We start from the raw sequence: 22,740 nt of genomic DNA, 5'->3' as shown, positions 1-22,740 counted from the left end.
GAGCGCCGTCGGCGCTCGGGGAAACGACGGCGCAAGCGCCGTCGTATGCTCGAGGACAGCTATTTCGTTCATTGAGCTGAAACCCAACTCTACTCCCACTGTCTGTTCCTGTTTCGGTTTTCACGCCGGTAGATATATTTCATCGAGGCTCGTGGTTCGTATGGCATGGAGTATACGACACTCGGTTCGACCGGCATGGAGGTTTCAAAGATCGCGTTGGGTTGTATGAGCTTCGGGGGCGGGGACGACTGGATGCTGGACGAGGAGGAAGGGCGGGAACTCGTAGAGCGGGCGATCGACCTGGGAATCAACTTCTTCGACACCGCAAACGTCTACTCTTCGGGCGAAAGCGAGGAGATCCTGGGCGACGTACTCGCAGATTACGACCGTGACGAGCAGGTCGTCGCGACGAAGGTCTACGGCGAGATGGACGAGGACAATCCCAACGCCCAGGGTCTCTCCCGGAAGGCGATCGAACAGGAACTCGACAATAGCCTCGACCGCCTCGGCATGGAGACGGTCGATCTCTACCAGATCCATCGCTGGGACTACGACACGCCGATCGAGACGACGCTCCGGGCACTCGACGATGCCGTCCGTCGAGGGCAGGTCCGCCACATCGGTGCCTCGTCGATGTGGGCCTACCAGTTCCAGGAGGCGCTGCACGTCAGCGATCGGGAGGGACTCGCCCGCTTCGAGACGATGCAGAACCTCTATCATTTGACCTATCGCGAGGAGGAACGCGAGATGTATCCCGTCTGCAACAAGGAGAACATCGGCGTCCTGCCGTGGTCACCGCTCGGTGCGGGCTATCTCACCCGCCCCCACGACGAGTTCGTGACGACGACGCGTGCGGAACACGAAGTCGACTACGGGACCCCGTATCACGAGGGACCGGGCAGCGAGGAGATCAACGGCCGTGTCGAGGAACTCGCCGATGACTACGGCGTGACGATGGCCCAGATAGCGCTGGCCTGGCACTTCCAGAACGACAACGTCGACGCGCCGATCGTCGGGACCTCGAGCATCGAACATCTGGAGGAAGCCGTCGAAGCGCTCGACGTCGATCTCAGCGAATCCGACGTCGAATACCTCGAAGAACCCTACGAACCCGTCGAAGTGTTCGGTTACGAGTAGGAACCGCGGGACGAATACCGTCCGCGAGAAACCACGTTCAGGGGATTCTTATACTCCCCCGCCCGTGAATCAGTTACGATGTACGCGCCCAGACACGCGTCTTCGCCAGCCGAGGTGAGTCTCCGATGAGCGATCCCCAGGACGAAGTCCGGGCGTACACAGTTCGGCTCGAACTCGTCGACGAACCCGGGGAACTCCTCCGGGCACTCGAACCCATCGCGGAACACGGCGGCAATCTCCTCAGCATCTACCACGAACGCGGGAACCTGACCCCACGCGGGCACATCCCGGTCGAGGTCGATCTGGAGGCGACGCCCGACCGCTTCGACGGGATCGTTGAAGCACTTCGGGAGGCCGGCGTCAACGTGATCGAGGCCGGCCAGGAGCGCTACAGCGAGGAAGTGACGGTCCTGCTGGTCGGTCATCTCGTCGACACGGACCTCTCGGATACCCTCTCGGCACTCCGGGCGGAGAACGGTGCCGTCACGGACCTCTCACTGTCCGCACCGGAGGGAGTCGAGGAGGTCTCCAGTGCCCGGTTGCGCCTCCAGACCGAGCAGGGGGCCGTCGAGGACACCCTCGCTGCGGTCCGTTCGGTGGCCAAGCAGAAGGATCTCCGTGTCGTCGAACCCCTCGCCCCGGGGGGTGAGGCCTGATGGACCTCGCGATCATGGGGACGGGGACGGTCGGGAGTTCCGTCGCCGAACTCGCCGGCCAGTACGGGCATCGCGTTACCGCGATGGCCAACGTCGACGCCGCGGCGATCGATCCCGACGGCATCGACACGGCGGCGGCGCTCGAACGACAACGGACCGAGGGTGAGGCCCACATCGGCGACGCTGATCCCGCGGACGTCCTCGCCGCGGAGTACGACGCACTGATCGAGGTAACGCCGGTGACGCTCAGCGACGCCGAACCCGGATTCAGTCACGTCGAGGCGGCCCTAGAGCGGGACAAACACGTCGTCCTCGCCAACAAGGGGCCGATGGCCGAGCGCTATGCAGACGTTCGCGCCCTCGAAACCGAAAGCGACGGCGAAGTCCGCTTCGAGGCGACTGTGGCCGGCGCGATCCCGGTTCTCTCGACGATCGAAGACTACGATCCGGGAACGATCACCGCCGCCAGAGGTATTCTCAACGGGACAGCGAACTTTATCCTCTCACGGATGGCCGCCGAGGGGCTGGGGTACGAGCACGTCCTCGCCGAGGCTCAGGATCTCGGCGTCGCCGAGACCGATCCGTCTTTCGATGTGGAGGGAACCGACGCAGCGTTGAAGTGCGTGATCCTGGCGAACGTGCTCGCTCAGGGCGAGCGAGAATACACGCTCGCCGACGCCACCGTAGAAGGGATCGAGGACGTGCCGGGGAGTGCACTGGAGCTCGCTCGAGAGGACGGCCGGACGATCCGGCTGATCGGCGAAGTGGCTGATGGCGAGGTCCGCGTCGGCCCGCGTCTCGTCCCGGAACACAGCGAACTCGCGGTGACGGGGACGACGAACATCGTCCAGCTGGAGACCGAGAATGCCGGCCGACTCAACCTTTCGGGTCGTGGGGCAGGTGGCCCCGAGACCGCATCGGCGATCCTCGCCGACGTCGGCCGACTCGGCTAGGCCGAGCGCGATCGACGTCCCCCTCGCGGACGGCACATTGACGCCCCATCGCGGTCGTGTCATGCGTTCCCAGATCGCCATACGAAACCGCGATCGCAGGAACGACGTATCGAAACCGTTTTAATTACTTCTGCCGAACGATTCCGATACAGCGCCTCTGCGCGTGAGATTACAATGAGTGAGGACAAACCGCACCAGAACCTCGCCATCATCGGACACGTCGACCACGGGAAGTCCACTCTCGTCGGTCGACTCCTGTTCGAGACAGGCAGCGTTCCGGAGCACGTTATCGAGCAGCACCGAGAGGAAGCAGAAGAGAAGGGCAAAGGCGGCTTCGAGTTCGCCTACGTGATGGACAACCTCGCCGAGGAGCGCGAACGTGGGGTCACCATCGACATCGCCCACCAGGAGTTCGACACCGACGAGTACTACTTCACCATCGTCGACTGTCCTGGCCACCGTGACTTCGTGAAGAACATGATCACGGGCGCGAGCCAGGCCGACAACGCCGTGCTCGTGGTCGCCGCCGACGACGGCGTCCAGCCCCAGACCCAGGAGCACGTCTTCCTGGCCCGTACCCTGGGTATCGACGAGCTCATCGTCGCCGTCAACAAGATGGACCTCGTCGATTACGAGGAGTCCCGGTATCTGGAGGTCGTCGAGGAAGTCAAGGATCTGCTCAACCAGGTCCAGTTCAACACCGAGGACGCCAGCTTCATCCCGTCGTCCGCCTTCGAGGGTGACAACGTCGAGCACGCCAGCGACAACATGCCCTGGTACGACGGGCCGACCATCCTCGAGTCACTCAACGACTTGCCGGTACCCGAGCCGCCGACGGACGCGCCGTTGCGGCTGCCGATTCAGGACGTTTACACCATCTCCGGCATCGGGACTGTCCCGGTCGGCCGGATCGAGACCGGCGAGATGTTCCCCGGCGATGACGTAAGCTTCCAGCCGTCCGACGTGGGTGGCGAGGTCAAGACCGTCGAGATGCACCACGAGGAAGTCGACAGCGCGGGCCCCGGCGACAACGTCGGGTTCAACGTCCGCGGCATCGGCAAAGACGACATCCGCCGCGGTGACGTCTGTGGTCCGGCCGACGACCCGCCGACGGTCGCCGAGACCTTCCAGGCCCAGATCGTCGTCATGCAGCACCCGAGTGTGATCACCGCCGGCTACACGCCGGTCTTCCACGCTCACACCGCCCAGGTCGCCTGTACGATCGAGTCGATCGACGCGAAGATCGACCCCGCTTCCGGCGAGGTTGCCGAGGAGAACCCGGACTTCATCCAGTCGGGCGACGCCGCGAAGGTCACGGTCCGACCGCAGAAACCCCTCAGTATCGAGCCGGCCGGCGAGATCCCCGAGCTTGGGAGTTTCGCCATCCGTGACATGGGACAGACCATTGCTGCGGGTCAGGTTCTCAGCGTCGACGAGCGCGAATAATGCAGCAAGCACGCGTCCGTCTGGCGGGCACGAGTCCGGAAGACCTCGACGACATCTGTGCGGAGGTCGGCGAGATTGCCAACAAGACCGGTGTCGAACTCTCAGGGCCCGTGCCGCTGCCGACCAAGACGCTGGAAATCCCCGCGCGAAAGTCCCCTGATGGCGAGGGGACGGCCACGTGGGAGCACTGGGAGATGCGCGTCCACAAGCGGCTCATCGACATCGACGCCGACGAACGCGCACTCCGCCAGCTCATGCGCATCCAGGTACCCAACGACGTCTCCATCGAGATCGTCCTCGAGGACTGACCGCACACTCGGATCGTCGGATTCAACTGTCTCGACCCATCTACATTCATATGCGGGCTCGTAGATCAGCGGCAGATCGCTTCCTTCGCAAGGAAGAGGCCCGGGGTTCAAATCCCCGCGAGTCCACTACACTCCGTCTTCTTCGCGAACTATCCGGTTAGTCCCCGGTAGCGTCGCCGAGAAGGGTATTTGTGTCTCGCCGGGTAGTGAAACAAACCCCGTTGAGAAGAGAAGGAATGCGTACCGACCGGTTGCGACGTCCCGTCGTGCGATTTTAGCAACTTGCCACTCACGTTCTTCGTCGACGACAGTTTCGTTTCCAGTGTGCAGACGTCAAATTGTGCAAGGGCCGTACGGAAACCCAATCTCAAGGGGGATTCGGGCAAGTCCAGATATCGATCCACAGAGACGGGAACTCGATCCTCTCCTGTGACGGATCAAATCGACGAACTCGGAGAACGACTGTCAGGCCAGCAGGAGCGCCAGGCCGAACGTCAGGGCGAGTCCGACGATGGCGATCGCGAACCCGGTCGCGACCTGTCCGGTGGTGTATTCGCCCTGTGGGGCAGTGCTCCGTAGCGGCGGTTCCCGGGCGGGGGGTTCGGGTTCAGTCGGATCGTACTCGGGCCGTTCTTCTGCGTGACCGTCGCTCATAGCTGACGGTTCTCGGGGCCGGCACTTGCAACTATCGGATCCGACAATCACGGTTCAGATAGCTGGTCGACCGGAGACGGTGGGCGGTGCAGACCACTTTTGAGCGACCGTCCCGAAAGAGCAGTCAGATGACGCTCACGAAACGGATCATCCCCTGTATCGACGTGGACTTAGACGACGACGGCAACGCAGCGGTCTACACCGGCGTGAACTTCGAGGACCTCCAGTACACGGGCGACCCCGTCGAGATGGCCAAACGATACAACGAGGCCGGTGCCGACGAGTTCGTCTTCCTGGACATCACCGCCAGCGCCGAGGGCCGGGAGACCATGCTCGAGACCGTCGAGAAGGTCGCGGACGAGGTGTTTATCCCCCTGACTGTCGGCGGAGGGATTCGGACTCGTGAGGATATCAAGGAGACGTTGCGGGCCGGGGCCGACAAGGTATCGATCAATACCGGCGCGATCGAGAACCCGGACCTCATCGAGGAAGGGGCGACAGCCTTCGGCAACCAGTGTATCGTCATCTCCGTCGACGCTCGCCGTCGGTACGACGGGGCAGGCGAGTACTACGAACAGATCGACGGCGAGTCGGTCTGGTTCGAAGCGACCGTCAAGGGTGGCCGTGAGGGGACCGGACTGGACGTCATCGAGTGGGCGAGAGAGGCCGAAGAGCGCGGGGCCGGGGAACTGTTCGTCAACTCGATCGACGCCGACGGGACCAAGGACGGTTACGACATTCCACTGACGCGGGCGGTCTGTGACGCCGTCGAAACGCCCGTGATCGCCTCTTCGGGCTGTGGCGGGCCCGAGGACATGTACGAGGTGTTCACCGAGGCAGGCGCCGATGCCGGGCTTGCGGCCTCTATCTTCCACTTCGGGGAGTACTCGATCGCCGAGACCAAAGAGTACCTGGACGAGCGTGGCGTTCCGGTCCGACTGTGAGTAACCATCGCCCGGTCGCCCGGTCTGGAACGGCTTTCGTCGGTCCGAGACAGGGGGAACTTTGTCGGAGTAGTCCGGCGGTGGGGATATGAAATGGCGGTGTCCACAGTGTGGCAAACCGCACGAACGAAACGACCCGCCGTGTGACAATTGTGGCCACCATACCTTCGAGCGTGCCGTCGTTCCCGGGGCCCCCGAGTCGGATCAGGAGTCCTTCGTGTGGGTCTGTACCGAGTGCGGACGGTCCCATCAGCGCAACAGTCCGCCCTGTTCGCGCTGTGGGGCGGGCACGTTCGAGAAGCAACCGCTGGAGTACGAGGAGTTCGACACGTCCACGCGGGGATACCTGGGGTTGATCGGCCGGCAGGAACTGGCGGCTGCCGCCCTGCTGGTCGGACTGCTCGCGGTCGGTATTCTCGGATTTGTGGGCGTGATCTCGATTCCCGGACTCACGCCCGAACAAGCGCCGACCGTCGAGAACGTGCCGGGCAACGCCACCGGGGCCGAGGGACTTTCCCTCGCCGACGTCGAGACGGCGTATCTGGAAGCCCTGAACGACCGCCGTGAAGCGGCGGACAGTGCGAGACTCGATCGGACGGATACCCTTGATGCCGTCGCCACGTACTACAATCAGCGCCGGGTAAAAGCCGTCTCCGGGGATGGATCGCGACCGACCGGCGAGGAACTCGCCGCGAACTTCGACGTGCAGTGTCGTGGCGCAATTTACGAGCTCGGGCCCGTCCCGTTGGACGGGACGGTGACGGACTCCGCGACGTCGCTGGGCGAGGGCCTCGCTACGGACGCGCTTGCGGGCGGGACTGACGCGTTCGGGAACACGGCAAGTCAAACGGGTATCGACTTTCACTACGGGCCGGACGGGCGGTTGTTCGTCACGCAGATCGTCTGTTGAGTGTTGTCATTTTTGTGTTGTGTACCACAAGTAGTCTCTACTGGACAAATTTGTATCGTATCGGCATCGAATGGAAACATCCATACCGATCTTCGGAAACATTCGCCTGAATGCCCCAGTTGTCCTACGAGCCACTCGCGTACGAGGAGCTGTCGCCAGACAGACGGCCTACACTTCCTCAGGCGATCGTCCCGATCGTCGTCATGCTGGTGTTGCTGTCGCTGTGGATGGTAGTGTTGCCGATCGAGGAGCCGAGTCCGCACATGCCCCTGTTGTGGAGCGGCGTGTTCACCGGTCTGATCGGCTGGTACTGGTTCGACCGGAGTTGGGACGAACTCTACGATGGCATCGTCGACGGGCTCAGGATGGGCATGCAGGCGATCTTGATCCTGATGATCGTCTACATGCTGATCGCCGCCTGGATCGCCGCGGGGACGATCCCGACGCTGATCGTCTACGGACTGGAGATCCTCACGCCGGACGTGTTCCTCCCAGTCGCGGCCGTGTTGGCGTTCGCGACCGCCTTTACCGTCGGCTCCTCCTGGACGACTGCGGGGACGCTCGGGGTGGCGTTCATCGGGATTGGGACGGGACTGGGTATCCCGGAACCGATGACGGCAGGGGCCGTCCTCAGCGGGGCCTACACTGGCGATAAGGTCTCGCCGTTGTCGGATACGACGAACCTTGCAGCGGCCGTAACCAACACTGATCTCATGGATCACGTCAGCGCCATGCGCGTCGGAACGGGGCTGGCGTTCGGGATCGCGGTACTCGCCTACGTCGTCCTCGGGCTGCAGGCCGGCGGTGCGATCCCCGTCGATCGGCTTGAGACTATCATCACTGCGCTCGACGGCTCATATGCGATCACACCACTGACGTTCGTTCCAGTGATTGTCACGTTCGCGCTCGCTCTCAGGGGCTATCCCGCGATCCCGTCGTTGCTCGCGGGTGTCTTCGCCGGCGCCGCGACCGCCGTCGCGGTCCAGGGCACTTCGCCGGTCGCCGTCTGGCAGACGATCCACTTCGGGACAGAGCCCGCGACTGGCGTGAAGTCAGTCGACGGCCTGCTGGCGGCCGATGGGCTGTCGGGGGCAATGTGGGTCATTTCGCTGGTGATGATCGCGCTGTCGCTCGGCGGCCTCTTCGAGCGGACGGGCGTCCTCGCGGTGCTCGCACACGGGCTCGCGCGAGCCATCCAGGGTGTCGCGAGTCTGACGATCGGGACAGCGATCTCGGCGTTCTCGATGAACGTCCTCGCTGCCGAGCAGTACATGAGTCTGGTCGTTCCCGGATTGACGCTGCGTAACCTCTATGACGAGTACGATCTCGATAGTTCGAACCTTTCGCGGGCGATCGAGGCGGCCGGGACGACCACTAGCGCCCTCGTCCCCTGGAGTACCGGCGGCATCTACATGGCCGGCGTCCTCGGGGTGCCGACGGTCGCCTACGCACCGTACTACTTACTCGGCTTTCTCTCACCGCTCGTGTTGATCGGGATGGGGGTGACCGGCTGGGGGATCCGGTCGCTCGATGAATCCTCACGCGAGGACGACGGGATGTCCACCGTAGCCGTGGATGTCGATGACGATTGAGTCCTCACGCCCGCGAGTTCGATTCTCCTGCCGATCGGATCGAACTCACATGACGTGCCGAGACGATAAATCAGCGGCTATCCGATCGAGAACAGGAGAAGCACGCTATCTCTGGAATCGATCCGCCGACGTCACGCCGCTGCGTCGTAGGCGTTCTGGAAAGCGTCGGCCTTCTCGACGATGCGTTCGGTCCCCGTTTCGAGTGCGTCCAGGGCGTCGGTGTCCGCTTCGGTCTTGATCGTGAGGATCGGATCGGTCTGGCCGCCGGACTGTTCGGGGTTCATGTCGTAGGTCGCGGCGGCGACCCCCTCCGTTTCCAGCAGCGCGCCCTTGAGCACGTTCATGAAGGTGTGATCCTCGCCGGCGATCTCGATCGACAGCGAGGTGTCGTCCTTCTCGATGACCCGCAGTTCCATATCAGTACCTTCGGCTTGGCGCGCATCAACGTTACGTTACGCCGACGAACACCGACCGTTACGCCGACGAACACCGACCGGCGTTCCCCTCAGCGAGGCCGAGGGCGCAGTTGGTAAGGGTTAAACGTCGCGGCCGGGAACGCGATGGTATGAGCGAGAGCCAACAGAAACGCACGCAGAAGTGTGTCTCCTGCGGGATCAACATCTCGGGGACGAACGCTGCGGCCTTCGACTGTCCGGACTGTGGCCACCGGATCTACCGGTGTCCGACCTGCCGGAAGCAGAGCACGCTCTATGAGTGTCCCGAGTGTGGCTTCACGGGCCCGTAACGACAGACACATAACCGCATACCGCAATCCACATCCATGGGAAAAGTAGCAGCCGGTATCAAGGTCATGCCGCAGAGTCCGGAGGTCGACCTCGACGCGCTCCAGGAGCGTCTCGAGCAGTCCCTCCCCGAGGGCGCGAAGATCAACGGGTTCGACCGCGACGACGTGGCGTTCGGCCTCGTCGCGTTGATCCCGACTGTCATCGTCCCCGACGAATCGGGCGGCACGGAGGCCGTCGAGGAGGCCTTCGAGGGCGTCGAGGGTGTCGAGAGCGTCTCCGTCGAGGATGTCGGCCGCCTGTAGGGTCGGAACGCACGTTTTATAAGTCCAACCGGATTAGCGAGTTCCAAGAATGCCCAGTTCGAACGGACCACTCGAAGGCACGCGCAACAAGCTGAAGAACGATCCCCGAGACCGCGGGACGTCGCCGCCAAACCGGGCCGTCCAGGAGTTTTCGACCGGCCAGACGGTTCACCTCGCGATCGATCCGAGCGTCCCCGACGGTCGCTTCCACCCGCGCTTCTCCGGGCACACCGGCGAAGTCGTCGGGACGCAGGGCGGGGCCTACAAGGTTCGGATCAACGACGGCGGCAAGGACAAGACAATCATCGTCAAGCCGGCCCACCTCCGCGAACAGTCCGAGGAGTGACTACCTCATGACGATCTTCAAGGAGCAGCTCGAGGAGGAGTATCTTACCTTCGCGGAGGCGAAGCAACTCCTCGCGGACATCGAGCGCGAACGGGCCGCCGACGAGGACCGGGAGATGCGCTACGAACTCACCCGGGCAATCGAGCACGTCAATCACTTTGCCGTTCTCGGTATCGAGGAGTCCGAGGAGTTCGTCGAGGAGCTACTCGCAATCGAGAAGGTCGACGAGCCGACGGCCTACAAGATCGTCAACCTCCGACCCCAGGATCGGGACGAACTTCGTTCGATCTACGCTCAGGAGCGATACACGCTCGACGGAGACGAACTCGACGACATCCTTGACGTCGTTGCGAAGTACGTCTAGACGCTCTTCGAGTCCACCGCTTCTCAGCAGATCGATTCTCTTCCACCGCGTTCCGATAGCCCCGCCTGGGTTTAAGTATCCCCTCACCGTACCCCGACGACATGAGCGACAGCGAGTCAGATTCGGACGCGGAGACGGCCGTAATTCTCGATCATCTTCCACACGGCCGGTCGGACGACGACCGCCCCCAGTACCAGAAACAGCCCCTCGCCTATGCGGTGTCGACCGACGAGTTTCGGCTGGTCGAACTGACGTTGGCCGCGGACGCAGACCTCTCGATCGGTGATACTGTGGATCTCAGCGCCGATCTGATCGAGACCGCACGGACAGTCGATTACGCCGATCTCTCCGGCGGTGGCCAGTCCGAACTGGAGTACGTCATCGAGGACGTCATCGAGGAGAACGAACGGCGCTTCGTCGATTTCTTCAACGACGCCCGGCCGATCACTACCCGGCTGCACGCGCTGAACCTCTTGCCGGGGATCGGGAAGAAACTCCGGAACGCGATCCTCGACGAGCGCAAGCGCAAACCCTTCGAGAGTTTCGAGGAACTCACCGATCGTGTCGACGGCCTGCACAACCCTCGCGAGGTGCTCGCAGATCGTATCATGGAGGAAATCCGCGAGGAGGACCTCAAGTATCGGACGTTCGCCCGGCGTGAGGAATGAACGGCGACGAGACATCGGACGCGCCGCCCTCCACTGGACAGGGACGGGATGCCGATACACGCGATTTCGAGACCGGAGAGCGCGATCCGGACGCACTGCGCTCCCGTGCGGGAGCGTGGGGGAACCCGGGGCGCGACCAGCACTTCCTCGTCGACGATCGCGTTCTCGATCGGATCCCGACCTACGCGACCGGCGCCGGGGTCGATCTCTCCCACGTTCTGGAGATCGGCGCCGGGAACGGGGCCTTGACCGATCGCTTGCTCGCTGTCGCTGATCGCGTCACTGCGGTCGAGCGCGACCCTGACCTGACAACATTTCTTCAGGAGGAGTTCGCCGACGCGATCGAGGACGGTCACCTGACCGTGATCGAGGGGGACGCACTCGAAGTGGACCTCCCGGAGCATACGGCATCGATCTCGAACCTGCCCTACGGCGCGTCCAGCGAGATCCTGTTCAGATTGCTTCCCGAGGGGAGACCACTGATCGCGATGGTCCAGCGGGAGTTCGCCGACCGGATGGCCGCTGCGCCCGGGACCGATGAGTACGGCCGACTGTCGGTGACGGCGGGCCACTACGCCGACGTCGAGGTCGTCGAACCCGTCCCGCCGGAGGCCTTCGCGCCGCCGCCGGCCGTCGAGAGCGCCTTAGTCCGTGCGTTGCCGCGCGAGCCGGATTACACCGTCTCCGACGACGAGTTCTTCCTGGAGTTCGTCACGGCCGTGTTCACCCAGCGACGTAAGACAGTCCGGAACGGGATCCGGAACACGACTCACATCTCGGGACTCGACGATCCCGACGCGGTCGTCAAAGCGGCCGACGAAGAACTGCTGGGCAAGCGGGCCGGCAAACTCTCACCTGCCGACTTCGCGGCGTTGGCGAGTCTGGCCCACGAGGTCGGATTCGAGTCCGATGACTGACGACGAGGAGTCGGTCGACCCCGGGGAGACTGCTCGGCCGCCACTCGCCGAACAACGAGGCGTCGATACCGTCTACGGGGCGAGCGAGGACTCCCACTTGCTCGCGGAGGCTGCCGCTGATTCCGTCGAACCGGGTGAGCGTGCCCTGGACGTGGGGACGGGTTCTGGCTACGTGGCGGGCGCGCTCGCCGAAGCCGGTGCCGACGTGATCGGGTCGGATCTGAACCCGGCGGCCTGTCGGCAGGCCCGCGAGGCCGGGATCGTGGCCGTCCGGGCGAACCTGTTGAATCCGTTCCGCGCTGAGACGTTTGACCTCGTGGCGTTCAATCCACCGTATCTCCCGGCCGATCCCGATACGGAGTGGGGCGACTGGATGGGGGCGGCTCTTTCCGGTGGCGAGGACGGTCGCGCCGTGGTCGATCCGTTTCTGGAAGATGTTTGTCGCGTGCTCCGGGCCAGTGGGCGGGCGTTCCTGCTCGTCAGCAGTCTGACCGGGATCGACGAGGTCCGGGAATATGCCGCCGGGCAGGACCTCAACTCGTCGATCGTCGCCGAGGAATCGTTCCCCTTCGAACGGCTGGTCGTTGTGCGGTTGACGTCTGCGTAATTCGAGGTTTCGGTTATTAGTGCTACCGAAAGCGAGGCCGGTGACCTACGGTTCGATATCACTGGTCTGGAGATCGTTGTCAATAGTACGTGAACGTCTCGTCACATCGGTCATACGTTGTGGTCTCCTGTGCCCCCTGCCAATTACCGTTGTGCTCTCCCGCATTCGGATTGCATTCAGAACAAAACTCACGTCGCGCTTTGGGGCCGTAGAACTCGGTCCCACACCCCGAACACTCGCGATTCGGAAGGGGGTCGCCGTGAACTTTCGTGTGGTGCTGACGCATTCGCTGTTCAGTCGAGAGTGACCCCTCACACTGTGGGCAATCGCACATAGTGAGCATGGCTCCGTTTTCGTTGTTGCATGTCCGGTCGGCATCAATCGGAAACAGTCCTGACAACCCGCCGAGCTTTCATAGAGAAGCAGGACCAACAATCCTTTCCTGACCTCCCTCGAACGGATAGCCGATGGAGGAGCGAACCCGTGCGTATCTCCGGGGCCGGTTCGGGGATCACTACCGCCGGAAAGCGGTGACGCCACCGCCTGACGCCCACGAACGCGAGTGGGGATACATTCCGTGGACCGGAGGGCCCGGGGAGACGATGGTTCGCCACGAATCACTGCTGGACCTGGGCGACATCGAGTCGTTCCTTGAGCGCGAGCGACCCCGCCACGTCTACTTCTCGGCGGGCCGCTATGCCGATCCGAGCGCGTCCTCGATGGCGGCCAAGGACTGGCAAGGCTCGGACGTGATCTTCGATCTCGACGCCGACCATCTCCCCTCGGTCGAGCCTAGCGAGGCGACCTACGCCGAGATGTTGGCCGCCTGCAAGGACGCTCTCCTTCGATTGCTTGACTTTCTGGAGGACGACTTCGGTTTCGAGGACCTGACGGTCGTCTTCTCGGGCAGTCGTGGCTATCATGTCCACGTCCGCGACGAGGGTATCCAGCACCTCGAACGCGAGGCCCGTCGGGAAATCGTCGACTACGTCCGTGGGATCGGCCTCGATCCCGACGGCCTGGTCAGGACGGAGATGCGGGGCAACGTCACCGCTCGCACGCTCAAGACCGAAGGCGGGTGGGGCAAACGCGTCCACGAGGCGCTTCTTTCGTTCGTCGACGAGGTCGAAGCGCTCCCCGAGGAGGAGGCCATGGCCCGTCTCCAGGAACTCGACGGGATCGGTGACGGGCGGGCGAAGACTGTCCACGGGGCCATCCAGGCCAACCGCGAGGCCATCGAGGGCGGCAACCTCGAAGCGGGTGGTCCGGGTATCAGGAAACTCGTCGATGCACTGACGGGTGAAGTCGTCACCGCCCAGAACGCACCGATCGACGAACCTGTCACGACGGACACGAACCGTCTCATCCGACTGCCCGGAAGCCTCCACGGCGGAAGTGGGCTCGAAGTCCGGCGGATCGACAGGGACGCGATCGAGGAGTTCGAACCGCTGGTCGATGCCGTCCCGGAGACGTTCGAGGGCCACGACATCGCCGTCGAGGTGACCGAGCCGGGAGCGGTCGAACTCGGTGGCGACAGCTTTACACTCTCTGAGGGAGACAGTATCGTTCCGGAGTACCTCGGCGTGTTCCTCATGTCGCGGGGACGTGCCGAGAAGGGCCCCGAATAGCCGACGACCATGGACCTAGACGAGATCCAATCAGTACAGAGCCGCGAGCGCCAGACCGACAGCCTCCAGCAACTGCGAGATTCCTTCTACGAGGAGGCCGGCGAGTTCGTCCGTGCGCTGCGAACGGAACGCGAACGGGTCGCCGAGCGGGCCGACGACCCGTTCGACGCGCCCGAGGTCAACCGTCTGAGTGACGACATCGCGACCGCCGAACAGACCCTGGAGGCGATCTACGAGCGTCGCGTCGGCAAGATTGTCAAGATGGCATCGCTGGCGGCCGCGGACATGCCGACCGACGAGGAAGGACTCACGACCGAAGAGCGCGATCTCTTCGACTCGCTGGTCCAGTCGATCGAGGACAGTCGCGAGCACGTCTTCGACGTGCTGGAAGGGAAGACGACCAGTGGGAATCCGGACGGAGGCGACGACCACTCGAACATAGACGAGGTGAATCGACAGCCGGCCGGCACCGGGGAAGCTTCACAGCCTGTCGAACGATCGGAAGCCGACCAACGTTCGCCCCCCCGTGAAGAGCCGGACCCCGAAACGGTGTCCGCGGCCGATCTGATGGCTGGGGACAGTGACTCACCCCCTGCTGGATCGTCGACCGACGCTCCCCCGAACGGCGACGAGCAATCCCGAGCAGTTCCCGAAGAAAAACCCCCGGAAGCGGTGGGAGTTCGAGAGTCTGCACGCCGGGACGGCGGGACGGCGTCGGCTGGGACGCCGTCCGACGCGGACGGGGATGGCGCCCCAGTCGGTGGCGACACGGGAACCGCCATCCGATCGGACCCGTCCGTCGAACGAACGACAGTCCGGATCATGGACGACGTGGGCGAGATTCTCGGCGTCGACGATCGGGCCTACGATCTGACTACCGACGACATCGTCACACTCCCGGAGACGAACGCCGAACCGCTGGTTGACCGGGGCGCTGCTGAACGCCTCGATTGAAACCGTCTCAGACCGGCGGCCGCGTCCCGATCTCGACAGTCACCGTCTCCGCGCTGCCGTCACGAATGATCCGCAGATCCGTCGGCTCGCCGGACTCCGTTTCCAGCGCCAGAACACTCGAGAGACGAGCCCTCGTCGGGATCGGTTCCCCGGCCAGGTGTGTGATGATGTCGCCGCCGACGGGGACCAGTCTGCCATCGACGGATTCCTCGCCGGTCGATCCCTGTAGCACGCCCGCCGAGGGGCCCCCGTCGACGACGCGACCGACGTAGACGCCCGAGGCCTCCGCCAGGTCGTTGGCGGCCGCGATCGCGGGCGTAACGTTCTCCAGACCGACGCCGAGATACGGATGGTCGTACGAACCGGTCTCGATCAGGGCGGGGACTACCTGTCGGGTCAGCGGCGCCGAGATGGCCAGCCCGATGTTGTCGCCGCCGCCGGCACTGATGACCCCGACGACGCGCCCCTCGAGATCGACCAGCGGCCCGCCGCTGTTGCCTGGGTTGACGGGGGCATCGGTCTGGATCGTATCGGCTATCGAGAAGTTGTTCGGGGCCGACAGCGTCCGGTCGACGCCGCTGACGATCCCCGAGGAGACGGTCCCCGAGAGTTCGTATGGGTTTCCGATTGCGACGACTTCAGTCCCGATCGGCGGATCACGAGAGAGAAGCGGAAGGGGCGCTGCGACATCGGGTCGCTCGTCGACGCCCAAGACGGCCAGATCGCTGTAGATGTCGGTCCCCTCGACCGTGGCTTCCCGCCAGCCGGTGGTTCGATAGCGAACGAACAGGTCCCGAGCGTTGGCGACGACGTGTTCGTTTGTCACAAGGTGGGAGTCGTCGTAGACGAACCCGGTTCCCGTACCAGTCCCCCCTGACGCGGTGCGGACTCTGATCTGCACCACCGAATCCCGGACGGCCCGATAAACCTCGGTGAAGCGGGAGGAATCAGTCCCGTCGAGTTCCTCGATCGGAGCGTTCTCTCCACCGATCGGCGTCTGTGTCGTCCTGTCCGGCGTCAGCGGATCCCCATCCTCCTTGGGAGACTCGGCACAGCCGGCGAGACCGAGGGTAGTCGCCACACCGAGACCGCGGAGAAACCGACGGCGAGAGACGTGATCCGGGGACATACCCCAACAACGGTTCCGTCCCGCATAAACGCTTGGCCGCCCCGGATTTGCCGTATGCAAAATTAAGTGTGGGACCGCCGTATTCTCCACCGACCATGGAACTCACCTGGCACGGTCACTCGACCTGGAGCGTCGCCCTCGGAGAGACGCGACTGCTGATCGATCCGTTTTTCGACAACCCGAAGACGTCGCTGTCGCCTACGGATGTCGACAGCCCCGACTTCGTTCTGTTGACCCACGGGCATGCCGATCACATCGCGGACGTCGACGCGTACCCGGACGCGACGGTCGTCGCGACGCCGGAATTCGCTGGCTACATCGAGGCCGAACACGGTAACGAGACCGTCGGCATGAACCTCGGCGGTACCTTCGAAGCCGGTGACGCCTTTGTGACGATGCACCGATCCGATCACACCAACGGCATCAATACGACCCACGAGATCGGGTCGGCGGGGATGCCCGCGGGCTTCGTGATCTCCGACTCGGAGCCGACCCGAAAAAGCGACGACGAGGCCACGGCGTTCTACCACGCCGGCGACACGGGGCTGATGACGGAGATGCGCGACGTCATCGCGCCGTTTCTCGAACCCGACGCCGCGGCCGTTCCGATCGGCGATCACTTCACGATGGGGCCCGAACAGGCGGCGATCGCGGTCGACTGGCTCGCCGTCGATCACGCCTTCCCGATGCACTACGACACGTTCCCGCCGATCGAACAGGACGCCGGAGACTTCGTCCACGAGGTGAAAGCCCTCGGCAGCGACGCCGAGGTCCACGTCCTCGACGGTGACGAGACGTTCGAACTCTGATCGTGGGAACGGCCGTCGTCCGTTGTCCGTTCACAACGTCGCTTCGAGGTCGATCCCGTAGACGGAAGCGGGCGTCTCGACGTGGGCCGTCCGGACGGCATCCACTCGGTCGCTGTCCAACAGCCACTCGACGCGTCGGGGTACTGTCTTCGGCCCGAGGACCGCACCCGGACGGTCCGGGTCGTCGATGAAGTCCGTCTCCATCAGGAACGGTTCGTTCTCCTCGACAGCGACTTCCAGCTCGTCCTCGTTCGAGAGGACGCTCTTGGTCGGCCCATCGAGTCGGCCGCCCGAGTAGTGTTTGACGACGCGCTTGGCGGGCAGTCCGCGCTCCTCGGCCCACGCAGCCACATCGCTGAAATCCTCGCCCCCCTCGGTGTGCAACTGGACGGCCGAACCCGTCTCGGCCCCGAGTTCGAAGGCGTGTTTCATCACGTTGTTGGATGCGTCCCAGATCGGATCGCCCACGTCGTAGTGTGGACGGCCCGACTTCAGTGCGAGCGCGGGCCCATCGGCGACGAACTCCGCCGCGACGTCGAGACCCGCTTGCATGATGTCCCGCGCCTCTTCCGGCGTGTAACCCCGGCCGGTCAGCTTCGAAATCAGTGCGGGATGGACGCCCAGCACTGGCCAGGCCCGTCCCGGGAGGACCTCGTTAGCCCGATCGACGGTCTCGACGGTCGTCTCGAAGACTGCCCGGAATATCGACTCGTCGTCGGCGACGTCTTCGAGCATCCAGGACGGCTTGTTCACGACCAGTAGGTGCGTCCCGCCCGCTCGGGCGAAGTCTTCGACGGCGTCCATTCCCCGGCCGTGCTCGGGATCGAGGTGGAGGTGGTTGTCGAGGATCGGCCCATCGTAGTCCTCACTCATAGTCGACCGGGAGAGTTGCTCGCGCAAAAGCCGTTCGTCTCTCTGTGACTGCACGTCGCTCGCGAAACTGCTCACTCGTCGAGGGTGTAACTCTCGTGGGCCGTACTCGCCAGGGCGTCGGAGCGACCGTACTCCCCTGGCGCGATCGCGATGGTCCGACAACCCCTCTCAGCGGCCACCTCCAGGACTGGTTTGAAATCGGTGTCCCGGGAGGCGACGACGAGCGTGTCGATCCGCCCCTCGGCGACCGCCCGCGTCGCGTCGACGGCGAGTTTCACGTCCACGTCGCCGCTGGTCGTCACGACCGCGAAGCCGTGTGCTTCGCCGGCCTGGATGAGCCCTGGCGTCGCGTGTTCGTCGAGGTAGAGACGGGCCGTACTCACGCGGCCGTCTTCGGCGGCGATCGCCCGGAGGTCGTCTAAGTCCACGTCGAACTCAGACCGGAGTACGTTCGGCCCGTCGACGAACAGGCCGACGCCGCCCGACCGCCGGCCGCGGACGCGATCCAGCAATCCCATGGCCAGGTCGACGGCGGGGACGGACTTGGGGATTCCGTCTCGAAATCTGTGGGTGCCTAACACGCCCCAGGGGCGACGTGATTGACGGCATTTATTACGGAGCGGTCCATCGATCCTGATGTAGCTCGCTCGGTTGGTGTAGTCCGGCCAATCATTTCGGCCTTTCGAGCCGATGACCTGGGTTCAAATCCCGGACCGAGCACTACAGCGAACGAGTTTTACGAGTGAGCGAAGCGCGCAGGGAAGGGATTTGAATCACGGCAGACCGAGCGAAGCGAGGTCTGGCATCGGGTTCAAATCCCGATCGACAGCGTCGATCGACGTTCGCGGATTCTCCGAATCCGCTCACTCCCGGACCGAGCATTCTGCGACGAACGCACGTGAGGAGCGAATGCGAAAGGAGGGATTTGAATCACGCAAGTCCCGATTGCCGACCGAACTCGCTCGCAGTCGACGATTCAGCCGTCGAGCGGCCGCTCGGTGCCCCGGACGCTGTCGACGATCACGTCGCCGTCCGGCCGCTCGGCGAGCCAGAACAGCTTGTGGGCGTCCACGGCGGATTCGATCGTGACGGTCGGCGGTTCGGCGGACAAATATTTCCGGAGCGTCCACTCGAACGCCGTTTCGCGGGCTTTTTCGGTCGTTTCCGCGTCGTCGAGTTCCGGGTCGACGACGAGTGCGTCCCGGAGCGTGCGACACTCGACGTCGGGGACTTCGTCAGCCCGGAGAGCCAGCCGGCGGGCGCGGTCGACACTGAGGACGTACCTGTCTTCGCGGTCCGACAGCAACGGGCGGGGGATCCGGACCGTTGCTTCGACGATCCGATAGGGATAGGCGACCGCGCCGACGCGACCAGTCGACTCGACGGTCTCGCGCTCGATCGACGGCACGACGGCCGAGACCGTCCCCTCGTCGCCAAGGGTGTCGCCGGGTCGAGACAACCCGGCTGTCGGTTCCCCTGGCCGGGTATCGTCGGTCATTCGTCTTTCCAGTACTCGCTCGTTGCGACCTGGTGACGGACGGCGTCCAGTTCCGTACAGGCCTGGGGGGTCCCACCGTCGGTGACGTACCCGCTGTCCTCAGCATCGTCTCCCTCGATGGCCGGCAGCGGCTTCTCGAAGACGGAGAAGTGCTTCTCGACGGTGCTCTCCTCCGGCGGCGTCGTCGCGAGAGAGACGACCACGAGCGTCACCGTAGAGAGGACGAACGCCGGGAACAGGCCGTACACTGTCAACAGTCCGTTGAGGAACGATCCCTCGGGCGGCATGGCAATCCCGACTGCCGGGAGGATCGCACTCCACTGCGTCCAGAGGATCATCGTGCTCGCGCCGACGAGCATACTCGCGGTCGCGCCCTTCGCGGTGAGTCGACGCCACCATAGCGCGGCGATCAGCGTCGGACCGAGTGCGGCGCCGAGACCGCCCCAGGCGTAGTCGAGCACGAGCGTGTAGATCGGGGTCTCGCGGGCCAGATAGGCGAAGGCGACGCTGGCGGCCCCGATCGCCAGCGTGACCACCCGCGAGTAGCGAACGAGTTCGCGCTCGGTCGCCTCACGGTCGAGAAAGCCGTGGTAGATGTCCTCGACGACGGCACTGGTCGCGACCAGCAATTGGGAGTCCGCACTGGACATCATCGCCGCCAGTGCCGCGGCGAGGACGATGCCGGCCACCACTGGCGGGAACAACTCCAGGGTGAGTCGCGGCATCACTGTGTCAGTATTTGCGATCGTTCCCTGACCGAACGCGACCAGTGCATAAAGGCCAACGAGCGCGGCCCCCACGTACGCGACGAACATGAACAGTTGGGCGACAACGGCCGCGAGACGGATGTCCTCGACGCGGTCGATACCCATGAACCGGACCATGATGTGGGGGTTGCCGGGCACGCCCAACCCGATCGCCGCGTAGCTTATCAGACCGAACAGTGCCGCCCAGCCGCTCATCCCGGCGACCGGGCTGGTCAGCGAGGCGTCCATCGCGCTCAACTGCTCGAAGGGGAGGCCGTACTCGCCGACGGCGAGCACTGGCAGGACGGCGAACGCGGCGAGGATGATCGCCCCCTGGAGGTAGTCCGTCCAGGCGACCGCGAAGTACCCCCCGAGGACGGTGTAGCCGATGACGATCGCGCCGCCGACGAGGATGCCGATCCACATCTCCATTCCGGTCAACACGCGCAGAAGGGTCCCGGCGGCGACGATCTGTGCGCCGACGTAACCCCCTTCGAAGATCAGCAGGACGAGCGCGGAGACCCCCTTGACCATGCCGGTGTCGTCCTGTAGCCGGACCTCGAAGAACGTCGGCAGCGTGACCGCCCGGACGATCTCGGTGTACTTCCGGAGCCGTTTCGCGATACCCGCCCAGGACAGTAGGTCGGCGGGAATCATCCCGAGACCGTTGTAGAAGGCCATCACGCCGGTCCCGTAGGCGTCCTCCGGGACGCCGAGAGTGAGCCAGCCGCTCATCTCCGAGGCGCGCTCGGAGAAGCCCGTGACGACCGGGCCGACGCGGCGGCCGCCGACGACGTAGTCGCCGACGGTGTCCATCAGGCGGGAGGCCCAGAGGCCGATCCCGACCAGTACGATCAGGTACAGCGTGACCGTTACCAGAACCCACGTGGACGCCCCGCCGGCAATCCCGTCAGCCATCGTCCATCTCCCCCTCGTACTCCTCGCGGAGCGCACGCTCGCGGCGTCCCTCCAGGACGTAGTACCCCGCAAGCGCGAGCAGGTAGATCACGAACGGTCCTCCCAGCGCGAGCCACGCGGTCGTACTCAGGCCGCCGTTCATCGTGACCGTTGGTCTCGGGAGTTACACCCTAAAATTGCCGGTTCTCTCCCGTCAGGTCGGACCGACGGCCGGGATCCGGACGGGACGCACCGGGTATCGGTACCGACGGGATGGGACAGAGCGGGCGGGGAGAGAAGATCGAGAGCGGTAGGCCTATCCGTGACCGTCCAGAGGTGTCGGGCATGCAAGCAGTCGTGCTCGCCGCCGGGCAGGGCACGCGGATGGCCCCGCTCACCGACAACACGCCGAAACCGATGTTGCCCGTGGCCGGTCGCCCCCTCGCGGCCCACGTCGCCGATGCGGCCGTCGACGCCGGCGCGGACGAACTCGTTTTCGTCGTCGGCTACGAGGCCGAGGACGTCCGGTCGTACTTCGGGGACACCCATCGGGGAGTGCCCGTGACCTACGCGGTCCAGTCCAAACAGGCCGGGACAGCGGACGCACTCCGCGCGGCGCGTGACGAACTCGAGGGAGCTTTCGTCGTCCTCAACGGCGACAACCTCTACGATCCTGCCGCGATCGACCGGCTCTTTGCCGACGGACCGGCACTGGGTACCTACGAGGTCCCCGATCCCTCGAATTACGGCGTCGTGTCGATCAGTGATGGTTCGATCACGGAGATTGTCGAAAAACCTGACAATCCACCGACGGATCAGATCAACGCGGGCGCATACGTCTTCCCGGCGGAGGCCCGGGAGTGGCTGGACGTCCCCGAGAGCGAACGCGGGGAGTACGAGATCACGGACGTACTCGCGAGAGTGATCGATGACTACGAGGTGACACCCGTCCCCTTCGAGCGCTGGTTGGACGTGGGTCGACCCTGGGAGTTACTCGAAGCCAACGAGTTGTTGCTCGATGGCATCGACCGCGACCTGCGTGGGGCCGTCAGCGACGACGTCGACCTCCGAGGTCCCGTTGTGGTCGAGGAAGGAGCGACGATCGAGCCTGGGGTCGTGATCGAGGGACCGGTCTACATCGATGCGGGCGCCGAAGTCGGGCCGAACGCCTACCTTCGCGGGCCGACATACCTGGGCGAGGGCGTCCACGTCGGTAACGGGGTCGAAATCAAGAACAGCGTGATCCGGGCGGGCTCGGCCGTCCCGCATCTCTCGTACGTCGGCGACAGCGTGATCGGGCTGGAAGTGAACTTCGGAGCCGGGACGAACGTCGCGAACCTCCGTCACGACGGGGCGGACGTCTGGGTCACGGTGAAAGGCGAACGTGTCTCGACTGGGCGACGCAAGATGGGCGTCGTCGCCGGCGACGACGTCAAAACCGGCATCAACACGAGCATCGAACCGGGCATCGTCCTCTCGTCTGGAACCCACACTGAACCCGGCGAACGCGTCTCGCGAGATCGTTAATGACCCGTCAGACCGCTCAGGATCGAACTGCTCGGACCCTCTATCGAACTGTCCGGCTCGCTGCCGTGACTGGACCATGTTCCGGAAATTCGAACTCGTTTCGAACCCACAAACTTGAATATTGACTAA

General features: G+C 64.2%; 27 protein-coding genes, 2 tRNA genes and 1 pseudogene. 21 read left to right on the top strand and 9 right to left on the bottom strand.

Annotation, left to right across the window (positions count from 1 at the left end; all coding sequences use genetic code 11):
* Positions 1–165: 165 nt before the first annotated feature.
* The 6 genes from E3374_RS01490 (at position 166) to E3374_RS01465 (ending at position 4,626) form a co-directional block, all read left to right on the top strand.
* Positions 166–1,137, top strand: coding sequence for an aldo/keto reductase (locus E3374_RS01490; RefSeq protein WP_136686997.1), 972 nt, complete (start codon positions 166–168; stop codon positions 1,135–1,137).
* 125 nt (positions 1,138–1,262) lie between these two features.
* Complete coding sequence (locus tag E3374_RS01485; RefSeq protein ID WP_136686994.1) at positions 1,263–1,793, top strand: amino acid-binding protein; 531 nt, start codon at positions 1,263–1,265, stop codon at positions 1,791–1,793.
* Positions 1,793–2,746 (top strand): homoserine dehydrogenase, encoded by a 954-nt coding sequence (locus tag E3374_RS01480; protein ID WP_136686992.1) that lies wholly within the window; start codon positions 1,793–1,795, stop codon positions 2,744–2,746. Before E3374_RS01485 ends, E3374_RS01480 begins: the two co-directional genes overlap by 1 nt.
* A 174-nt stretch (positions 2,747–2,920) precedes the next feature.
* Positions 2,921–4,192: a translation elongation factor EF-1 subunit alpha gene (gene tuf / locus E3374_RS01475; protein ID WP_136686989.1), complete on the top strand. Its 1,272-nt coding sequence runs from the start codon at positions 2,921–2,923 to the stop codon at positions 4,190–4,192.
* On the top strand, positions 4,189–4,500 hold the full coding sequence (gene rpsJ, locus E3374_RS01470) for a 30S ribosomal protein S10 (protein WP_211194895.1): 312 nt from the start codon (positions 4,189–4,191) through the stop codon (positions 4,498–4,500). Before tuf ends, rpsJ begins: the two co-directional genes overlap by 4 nt.
* 54 nt (positions 4,501–4,554) lie before the next feature.
* Positions 4,555–4,626: transfer RNA gene (locus E3374_RS01465), tRNA-Ala, on the top strand.
* Positions 4,627–4,965: 339 nt separating this feature from the next.
* Here the strand turns inward: E3374_RS01465 and E3374_RS01460 are convergent.
* Positions 4,966–5,154 (bottom strand): DUF7550 family protein, encoded by a 189-nt coding sequence (locus E3374_RS01460; protein ID WP_136686985.1) that lies wholly within the window; start codon positions 5,152–5,154, stop codon positions 4,966–4,968.
* Positions 5,155–5,282: 128 nt separating this feature from the next.
* Here E3374_RS01460 and hisF point away from each other — a divergent pair, with 128 nt between their 5' ends.
* The 3 genes from hisF (at position 5,283) to arcD (ending at position 8,600) form a co-directional block, all read left to right on the top strand.
* Positions 5,283–6,098, top strand: a complete 816-nt coding sequence (hisF, locus tag E3374_RS01455; RefSeq protein WP_136686983.1) for an imidazole glycerol phosphate synthase subunit HisF — start codon at positions 5,283–5,285, stop codon at positions 6,096–6,098.
* Between the two features lie 88 nt (positions 6,099–6,186).
* Positions 6,187–7,008, top strand: a complete 822-nt coding sequence (locus tag E3374_RS01450) for a hypothetical protein (protein WP_136686981.1) — start codon at positions 6,187–6,189, stop codon at positions 7,006–7,008.
* A 110-nt stretch (positions 7,009–7,118) separates the two neighbouring features.
* The gene (gene arcD, locus E3374_RS01445; RefSeq protein WP_136686979.1) at positions 7,119–8,600 is read left to right on the top strand and encodes an arginine/ornithine antiporter ArcD; all 1,482 of its coding nucleotides are present in this window, start codon (positions 7,119–7,121) and stop codon (positions 8,598–8,600) included.
* Positions 8,601–8,731: 131 nt separating this feature from the next.
* Here the strand turns inward: arcD and E3374_RS01440 are convergent, their stop codons facing one another.
* A complete protein-coding gene (locus E3374_RS01440; protein ID WP_136686977.1) occupies positions 8,732–9,016 on the bottom strand; it encodes a DNA-directed RNA polymerase subunit L in 285 nt (94 codons plus the stop codon).
* 149 nt (positions 9,017–9,165) lie between these two features.
* Between E3374_RS01440 and E3374_RS01435 the strand changes: the two genes are divergently transcribed.
* The 7 genes from E3374_RS01435 (at position 9,166) to E3374_RS01405 (ending at position 12,550) form a co-directional block, all read left to right on the top strand.
* A complete protein-coding gene (locus E3374_RS01435) occupies positions 9,166–9,345 on the top strand; it encodes an HVO_2753 family zinc finger protein (protein ID WP_135665937.1) in 180 nt (59 codons plus the stop codon).
* A gap of 36 nt (positions 9,346–9,381) precedes the next feature.
* The gene (locus E3374_RS01430; RefSeq protein ID WP_136686974.1) at positions 9,382–9,648 is read left to right on the top strand and encodes an elongation factor 1-beta; all 267 of its coding nucleotides are present in this window, start codon (positions 9,382–9,384) and stop codon (positions 9,646–9,648) included.
* A 49-nt stretch (positions 9,649–9,697) separates the two neighbouring features.
* Complete coding sequence (locus E3374_RS01425; RefSeq protein ID WP_136686972.1) at positions 9,698–9,994, top strand: 50S ribosomal protein L21e; 297 nt, start codon at positions 9,698–9,700, stop codon at positions 9,992–9,994.
* A gap of 7 nt (positions 9,995–10,001) precedes the next feature.
* Entirely contained in the window at positions 10,002–10,358 is a 357-nt protein-coding gene (locus tag E3374_RS01420) for an RNA polymerase Rpb4 family protein (RefSeq protein WP_136686970.1), read from the top strand.
* 101 nt (positions 10,359–10,459) lie between these two features.
* Positions 10,460–11,026, top strand: a complete 567-nt coding sequence (locus E3374_RS01415) for a DUF655 domain-containing protein (protein WP_136686968.1) — start codon at positions 10,460–10,462, stop codon at positions 11,024–11,026.
* Positions 11,023–11,943 (top strand): 16S ribosomal RNA methyltransferase A, encoded by a 921-nt coding sequence (locus tag E3374_RS01410; protein ID WP_136686966.1) that lies wholly within the window; start codon positions 11,023–11,025, stop codon positions 11,941–11,943. The genes E3374_RS01415 and E3374_RS01410 overlap by 4 nt, the downstream gene beginning before the upstream one ends.
* Positions 11,936–12,550, top strand: coding sequence for a HemK2/MTQ2 family protein methyltransferase (locus E3374_RS01405; RefSeq protein ID WP_136686964.1), 615 nt, complete (start codon positions 11,936–11,938; stop codon positions 12,548–12,550). The genes E3374_RS01410 and E3374_RS01405 overlap by 8 nt, the downstream gene beginning before the upstream one ends.
* Positions 12,551–12,632: 82 nt before the next feature.
* Here E3374_RS01405 and E3374_RS17930 read toward each other — a convergent pair.
* Positions 12,633–12,884: pseudogene (locus E3374_RS17930) on the bottom strand (HNH endonuclease); the annotation flags it as partial.
* Between the two features lie 133 nt (positions 12,885–13,017).
* Here E3374_RS17930 and priS point away from each other — a divergent pair.
* Positions 13,018–14,178 (top strand): DNA primase small subunit PriS, encoded by a 1,161-nt coding sequence (gene priS / locus E3374_RS01395; RefSeq protein ID WP_136686962.1) that lies wholly within the window; start codon positions 13,018–13,020, stop codon positions 14,176–14,178.
* A gap of 9 nt (positions 14,179–14,187) precedes the next feature.
* Complete coding sequence (locus E3374_RS01390; protein WP_136686959.1) at positions 14,188–15,132, top strand: DNA replication complex GINS family protein; 945 nt, start codon at positions 14,188–14,190, stop codon at positions 15,130–15,132.
* A 7-nt stretch (positions 15,133–15,139) separates the two neighbouring features.
* Here E3374_RS01390 and E3374_RS01385 read toward each other — a convergent pair whose 3' ends face one another.
* A complete protein-coding gene (locus E3374_RS01385; protein ID WP_136686957.1) occupies positions 15,140–16,261 on the bottom strand; it encodes a S1C family serine protease in 1,122 nt (373 codons plus the stop codon).
* Positions 16,262–16,356: 95 nt separating this feature from the next.
* Here E3374_RS01385 and E3374_RS01380 point away from each other — a divergent pair, with 95 nt between their 5' ends.
* Positions 16,357–17,070: a metal-dependent hydrolase gene (locus E3374_RS01380; protein WP_136686955.1), complete on the top strand. Its 714-nt coding sequence runs from the start codon at positions 16,357–16,359 to the stop codon at positions 17,068–17,070.
* A 30-nt stretch (positions 17,071–17,100) separates the two neighbouring features.
* Here the strand turns inward: E3374_RS01380 and E3374_RS01375 are convergent, their stop codons facing one another.
* Together E3374_RS01375 and E3374_RS01370 are read right to left on the bottom strand one after the other, a co-directional pair.
* Positions 17,101–17,943: a TatD family hydrolase gene (locus tag E3374_RS01375; protein ID WP_136686952.1), complete on the bottom strand. Its 843-nt coding sequence runs from the start codon at positions 17,941–17,943 to the stop codon at positions 17,101–17,103.
* Positions 17,944–18,014: 71 nt separating this feature from the next.
* The gene (locus E3374_RS01370; RefSeq protein ID WP_136686950.1) at positions 18,015–18,461 is read right to left on the bottom strand and encodes an NYN domain-containing protein; all 447 of its coding nucleotides are present in this window, start codon (positions 18,459–18,461) and stop codon (positions 18,015–18,017) included.
* Positions 18,462–18,588: 127 nt separating this feature from the next.
* Between E3374_RS01370 and E3374_RS01365 the strand changes: the two genes are divergently transcribed.
* A tRNA-Glu gene (locus E3374_RS01365) sits at positions 18,589–18,663 on the top strand.
* Between the two features lie 256 nt (positions 18,664–18,919).
* On the opposite strand, the gene E3374_RS01360 is transcribed toward E3374_RS01365, so the two are convergent.
* From E3374_RS01360 to E3374_RS16980, 3 genes are read right to left on the bottom strand one after another with little or no spacing between them, the layout of a single operon-like run.
* Positions 18,920–19,441, bottom strand: a complete 522-nt coding sequence (locus E3374_RS01360) for a hypothetical protein (protein ID WP_248299365.1) — start codon at positions 19,439–19,441, stop codon at positions 18,920–18,922.
* A complete protein-coding gene (locus E3374_RS01355; RefSeq protein WP_136686948.1) occupies positions 19,438–21,105 on the bottom strand; it encodes a sodium/proline symporter in 1,668 nt (555 codons plus the stop codon). The genes E3374_RS01360 and E3374_RS01355 overlap by 4 nt, the downstream gene beginning before the upstream one ends.
* Entirely contained in the window at positions 21,098–21,247 is a 150-nt protein-coding gene (locus E3374_RS16980) for a hypothetical protein (protein ID WP_169051745.1), read from the bottom strand. Before E3374_RS16980 ends, E3374_RS01355 begins: the two co-directional genes overlap by 8 nt.
* A gap of 182 nt (positions 21,248–21,429) precedes the next feature.
* Between E3374_RS16980 and glmU the strand changes: the two genes are divergently transcribed.
* Positions 21,430–22,611, top strand: a complete 1,182-nt coding sequence (gene glmU / locus E3374_RS01350; protein WP_136686946.1) for a bifunctional sugar-1-phosphate nucleotidylyltransferase/acetyltransferase — start codon at positions 21,430–21,432, stop codon at positions 22,609–22,611.
* The last annotated feature ends 129 nt before the right edge of the window (positions 22,612–22,740 follow it).

Origin of the sequence: Halorhabdus amylolytica (assembly GCF_004944975.1) — an archaeon.
GTDB classification, from domain to species: Archaea; Halobacteriota; Halobacteria; order Halobacteriales; family Haloarculaceae; genus Halorhabdus; species Halorhabdus amylolytica.
The sequence above is the reverse complement of the archived record's forward strand: the minus strand, read 5'-3'. Positions and strand labels throughout refer to the sequence as shown.

What these genes read in the sequence shown, in the direction of transcription:
- E3374_RS01490 (WP_136686997.1), top strand. Translation starts at nt 166, where the DNA reads ATGGAGTATACGACACTCGGTTCGACCGGCATGGAGGTTTCAAAGATC.
- E3374_RS01485 (WP_136686994.1), top strand. Translation starts at nt 1,263, where the DNA reads ATGAGCGATCCCCAGGACGAAGTCCGGGCGTACACAGTTCGGCTCGAA.
- E3374_RS01480 (WP_136686992.1), top strand. Translation starts at nt 1,793, where the DNA reads ATGGACCTCGCGATCATGGGGACGGGGACGGTCGGGAGTTCCGTCGCC.
- tuf (WP_136686989.1), top strand. Translation starts at nt 2,921, where the DNA reads ATGAGTGAGGACAAACCGCACCAGAACCTCGCCATCATCGGACACGTC.
- E3374_RS01460 (WP_136686985.1), bottom strand. Translation starts at nt 5,154, where the DNA reads ATGAGCGACGGTCACGCAGAAGAACGGCCCGAGTACGATCCGACTGAA.
- hisF (WP_136686983.1), top strand. Translation starts at nt 5,283, where the DNA reads ATGACGCTCACGAAACGGATCATCCCCTGTATCGACGTGGACTTAGAC.
- E3374_RS01450 (WP_136686981.1), top strand. Translation starts at nt 6,187, where the DNA reads ATGAAATGGCGGTGTCCACAGTGTGGCAAACCGCACGAACGAAACGAC.
- arcD (WP_136686979.1), top strand. Translation starts at nt 7,119, where the DNA reads ATGCCCCAGTTGTCCTACGAGCCACTCGCGTACGAGGAGCTGTCGCCA.
- E3374_RS01440 (WP_136686977.1), bottom strand. Translation starts at nt 9,016, where the DNA reads ATGGAACTGCGGGTCATCGAGAAGGACGACACCTCGCTGTCGATCGAG.
- E3374_RS01435 (WP_135665937.1), top strand. Translation starts at nt 9,166, where the DNA reads ATGAGCGAGAGCCAACAGAAACGCACGCAGAAGTGTGTCTCCTGCGGG.
- E3374_RS01430 (WP_136686974.1), top strand. Translation starts at nt 9,382, where the DNA reads ATGGGAAAAGTAGCAGCCGGTATCAAGGTCATGCCGCAGAGTCCGGAG.
- E3374_RS01425 (WP_136686972.1), top strand. Translation starts at nt 9,698, where the DNA reads ATGCCCAGTTCGAACGGACCACTCGAAGGCACGCGCAACAAGCTGAAG.
- E3374_RS01420 (WP_136686970.1), top strand. Translation starts at nt 10,002, where the DNA reads ATGACGATCTTCAAGGAGCAGCTCGAGGAGGAGTATCTTACCTTCGCG.
- E3374_RS01415 (WP_136686968.1), top strand. Translation starts at nt 10,460, where the DNA reads ATGAGCGACAGCGAGTCAGATTCGGACGCGGAGACGGCCGTAATTCTC.
- E3374_RS01410 (WP_136686966.1), top strand. Translation starts at nt 11,023, where the DNA reads ATGAACGGCGACGAGACATCGGACGCGCCGCCCTCCACTGGACAGGGA.
- E3374_RS01405 (WP_136686964.1), top strand. Translation starts at nt 11,936, where the DNA reads ATGACTGACGACGAGGAGTCGGTCGACCCCGGGGAGACTGCTCGGCCG.
- priS (WP_136686962.1), top strand. Translation starts at nt 13,018, where the DNA reads ATGGAGGAGCGAACCCGTGCGTATCTCCGGGGCCGGTTCGGGGATCAC.
- E3374_RS01390 (WP_136686959.1), top strand. Translation starts at nt 14,188, where the DNA reads ATGGACCTAGACGAGATCCAATCAGTACAGAGCCGCGAGCGCCAGACC.
- E3374_RS01385 (WP_136686957.1), bottom strand. Translation starts at nt 16,261, where the DNA reads ATGTCCCCGGATCACGTCTCTCGCCGTCGGTTTCTCCGCGGTCTCGGT.
- E3374_RS01380 (WP_136686955.1), top strand. Translation starts at nt 16,357, where the DNA reads ATGGAACTCACCTGGCACGGTCACTCGACCTGGAGCGTCGCCCTCGGA.
- E3374_RS01375 (WP_136686952.1), bottom strand. Translation starts at nt 17,943, where the DNA reads ATGAGTGAGGACTACGATGGGCCGATCCTCGACAACCACCTCCACCTC.
- E3374_RS01370 (WP_136686950.1), bottom strand. Translation starts at nt 18,461, where the DNA reads ATGGGATTGCTGGATCGCGTCCGCGGCCGGCGGTCGGGCGGCGTCGGC.
- E3374_RS01360 (WP_248299365.1), bottom strand. Translation starts at nt 19,441, where the DNA reads ATGACCGACGATACCCGGCCAGGGGAACCGACAGCCGGGTTGTCTCGA.
- E3374_RS01355 (WP_136686948.1), bottom strand. Translation starts at nt 21,105, where the DNA reads ATGGCTGACGGGATTGCCGGCGGGGCGTCCACGTGGGTTCTGGTAACG.
- E3374_RS16980 (WP_169051745.1), bottom strand. Translation starts at nt 21,247, where the DNA reads ATGAACGGCGGCCTGAGTACGACCGCGTGGCTCGCGCTGGGAGGACCG.
- glmU (WP_136686946.1), top strand. Translation starts at nt 21,430, where the DNA reads ATGCAAGCAGTCGTGCTCGCCGCCGGGCAGGGCACGCGGATGGCCCCG.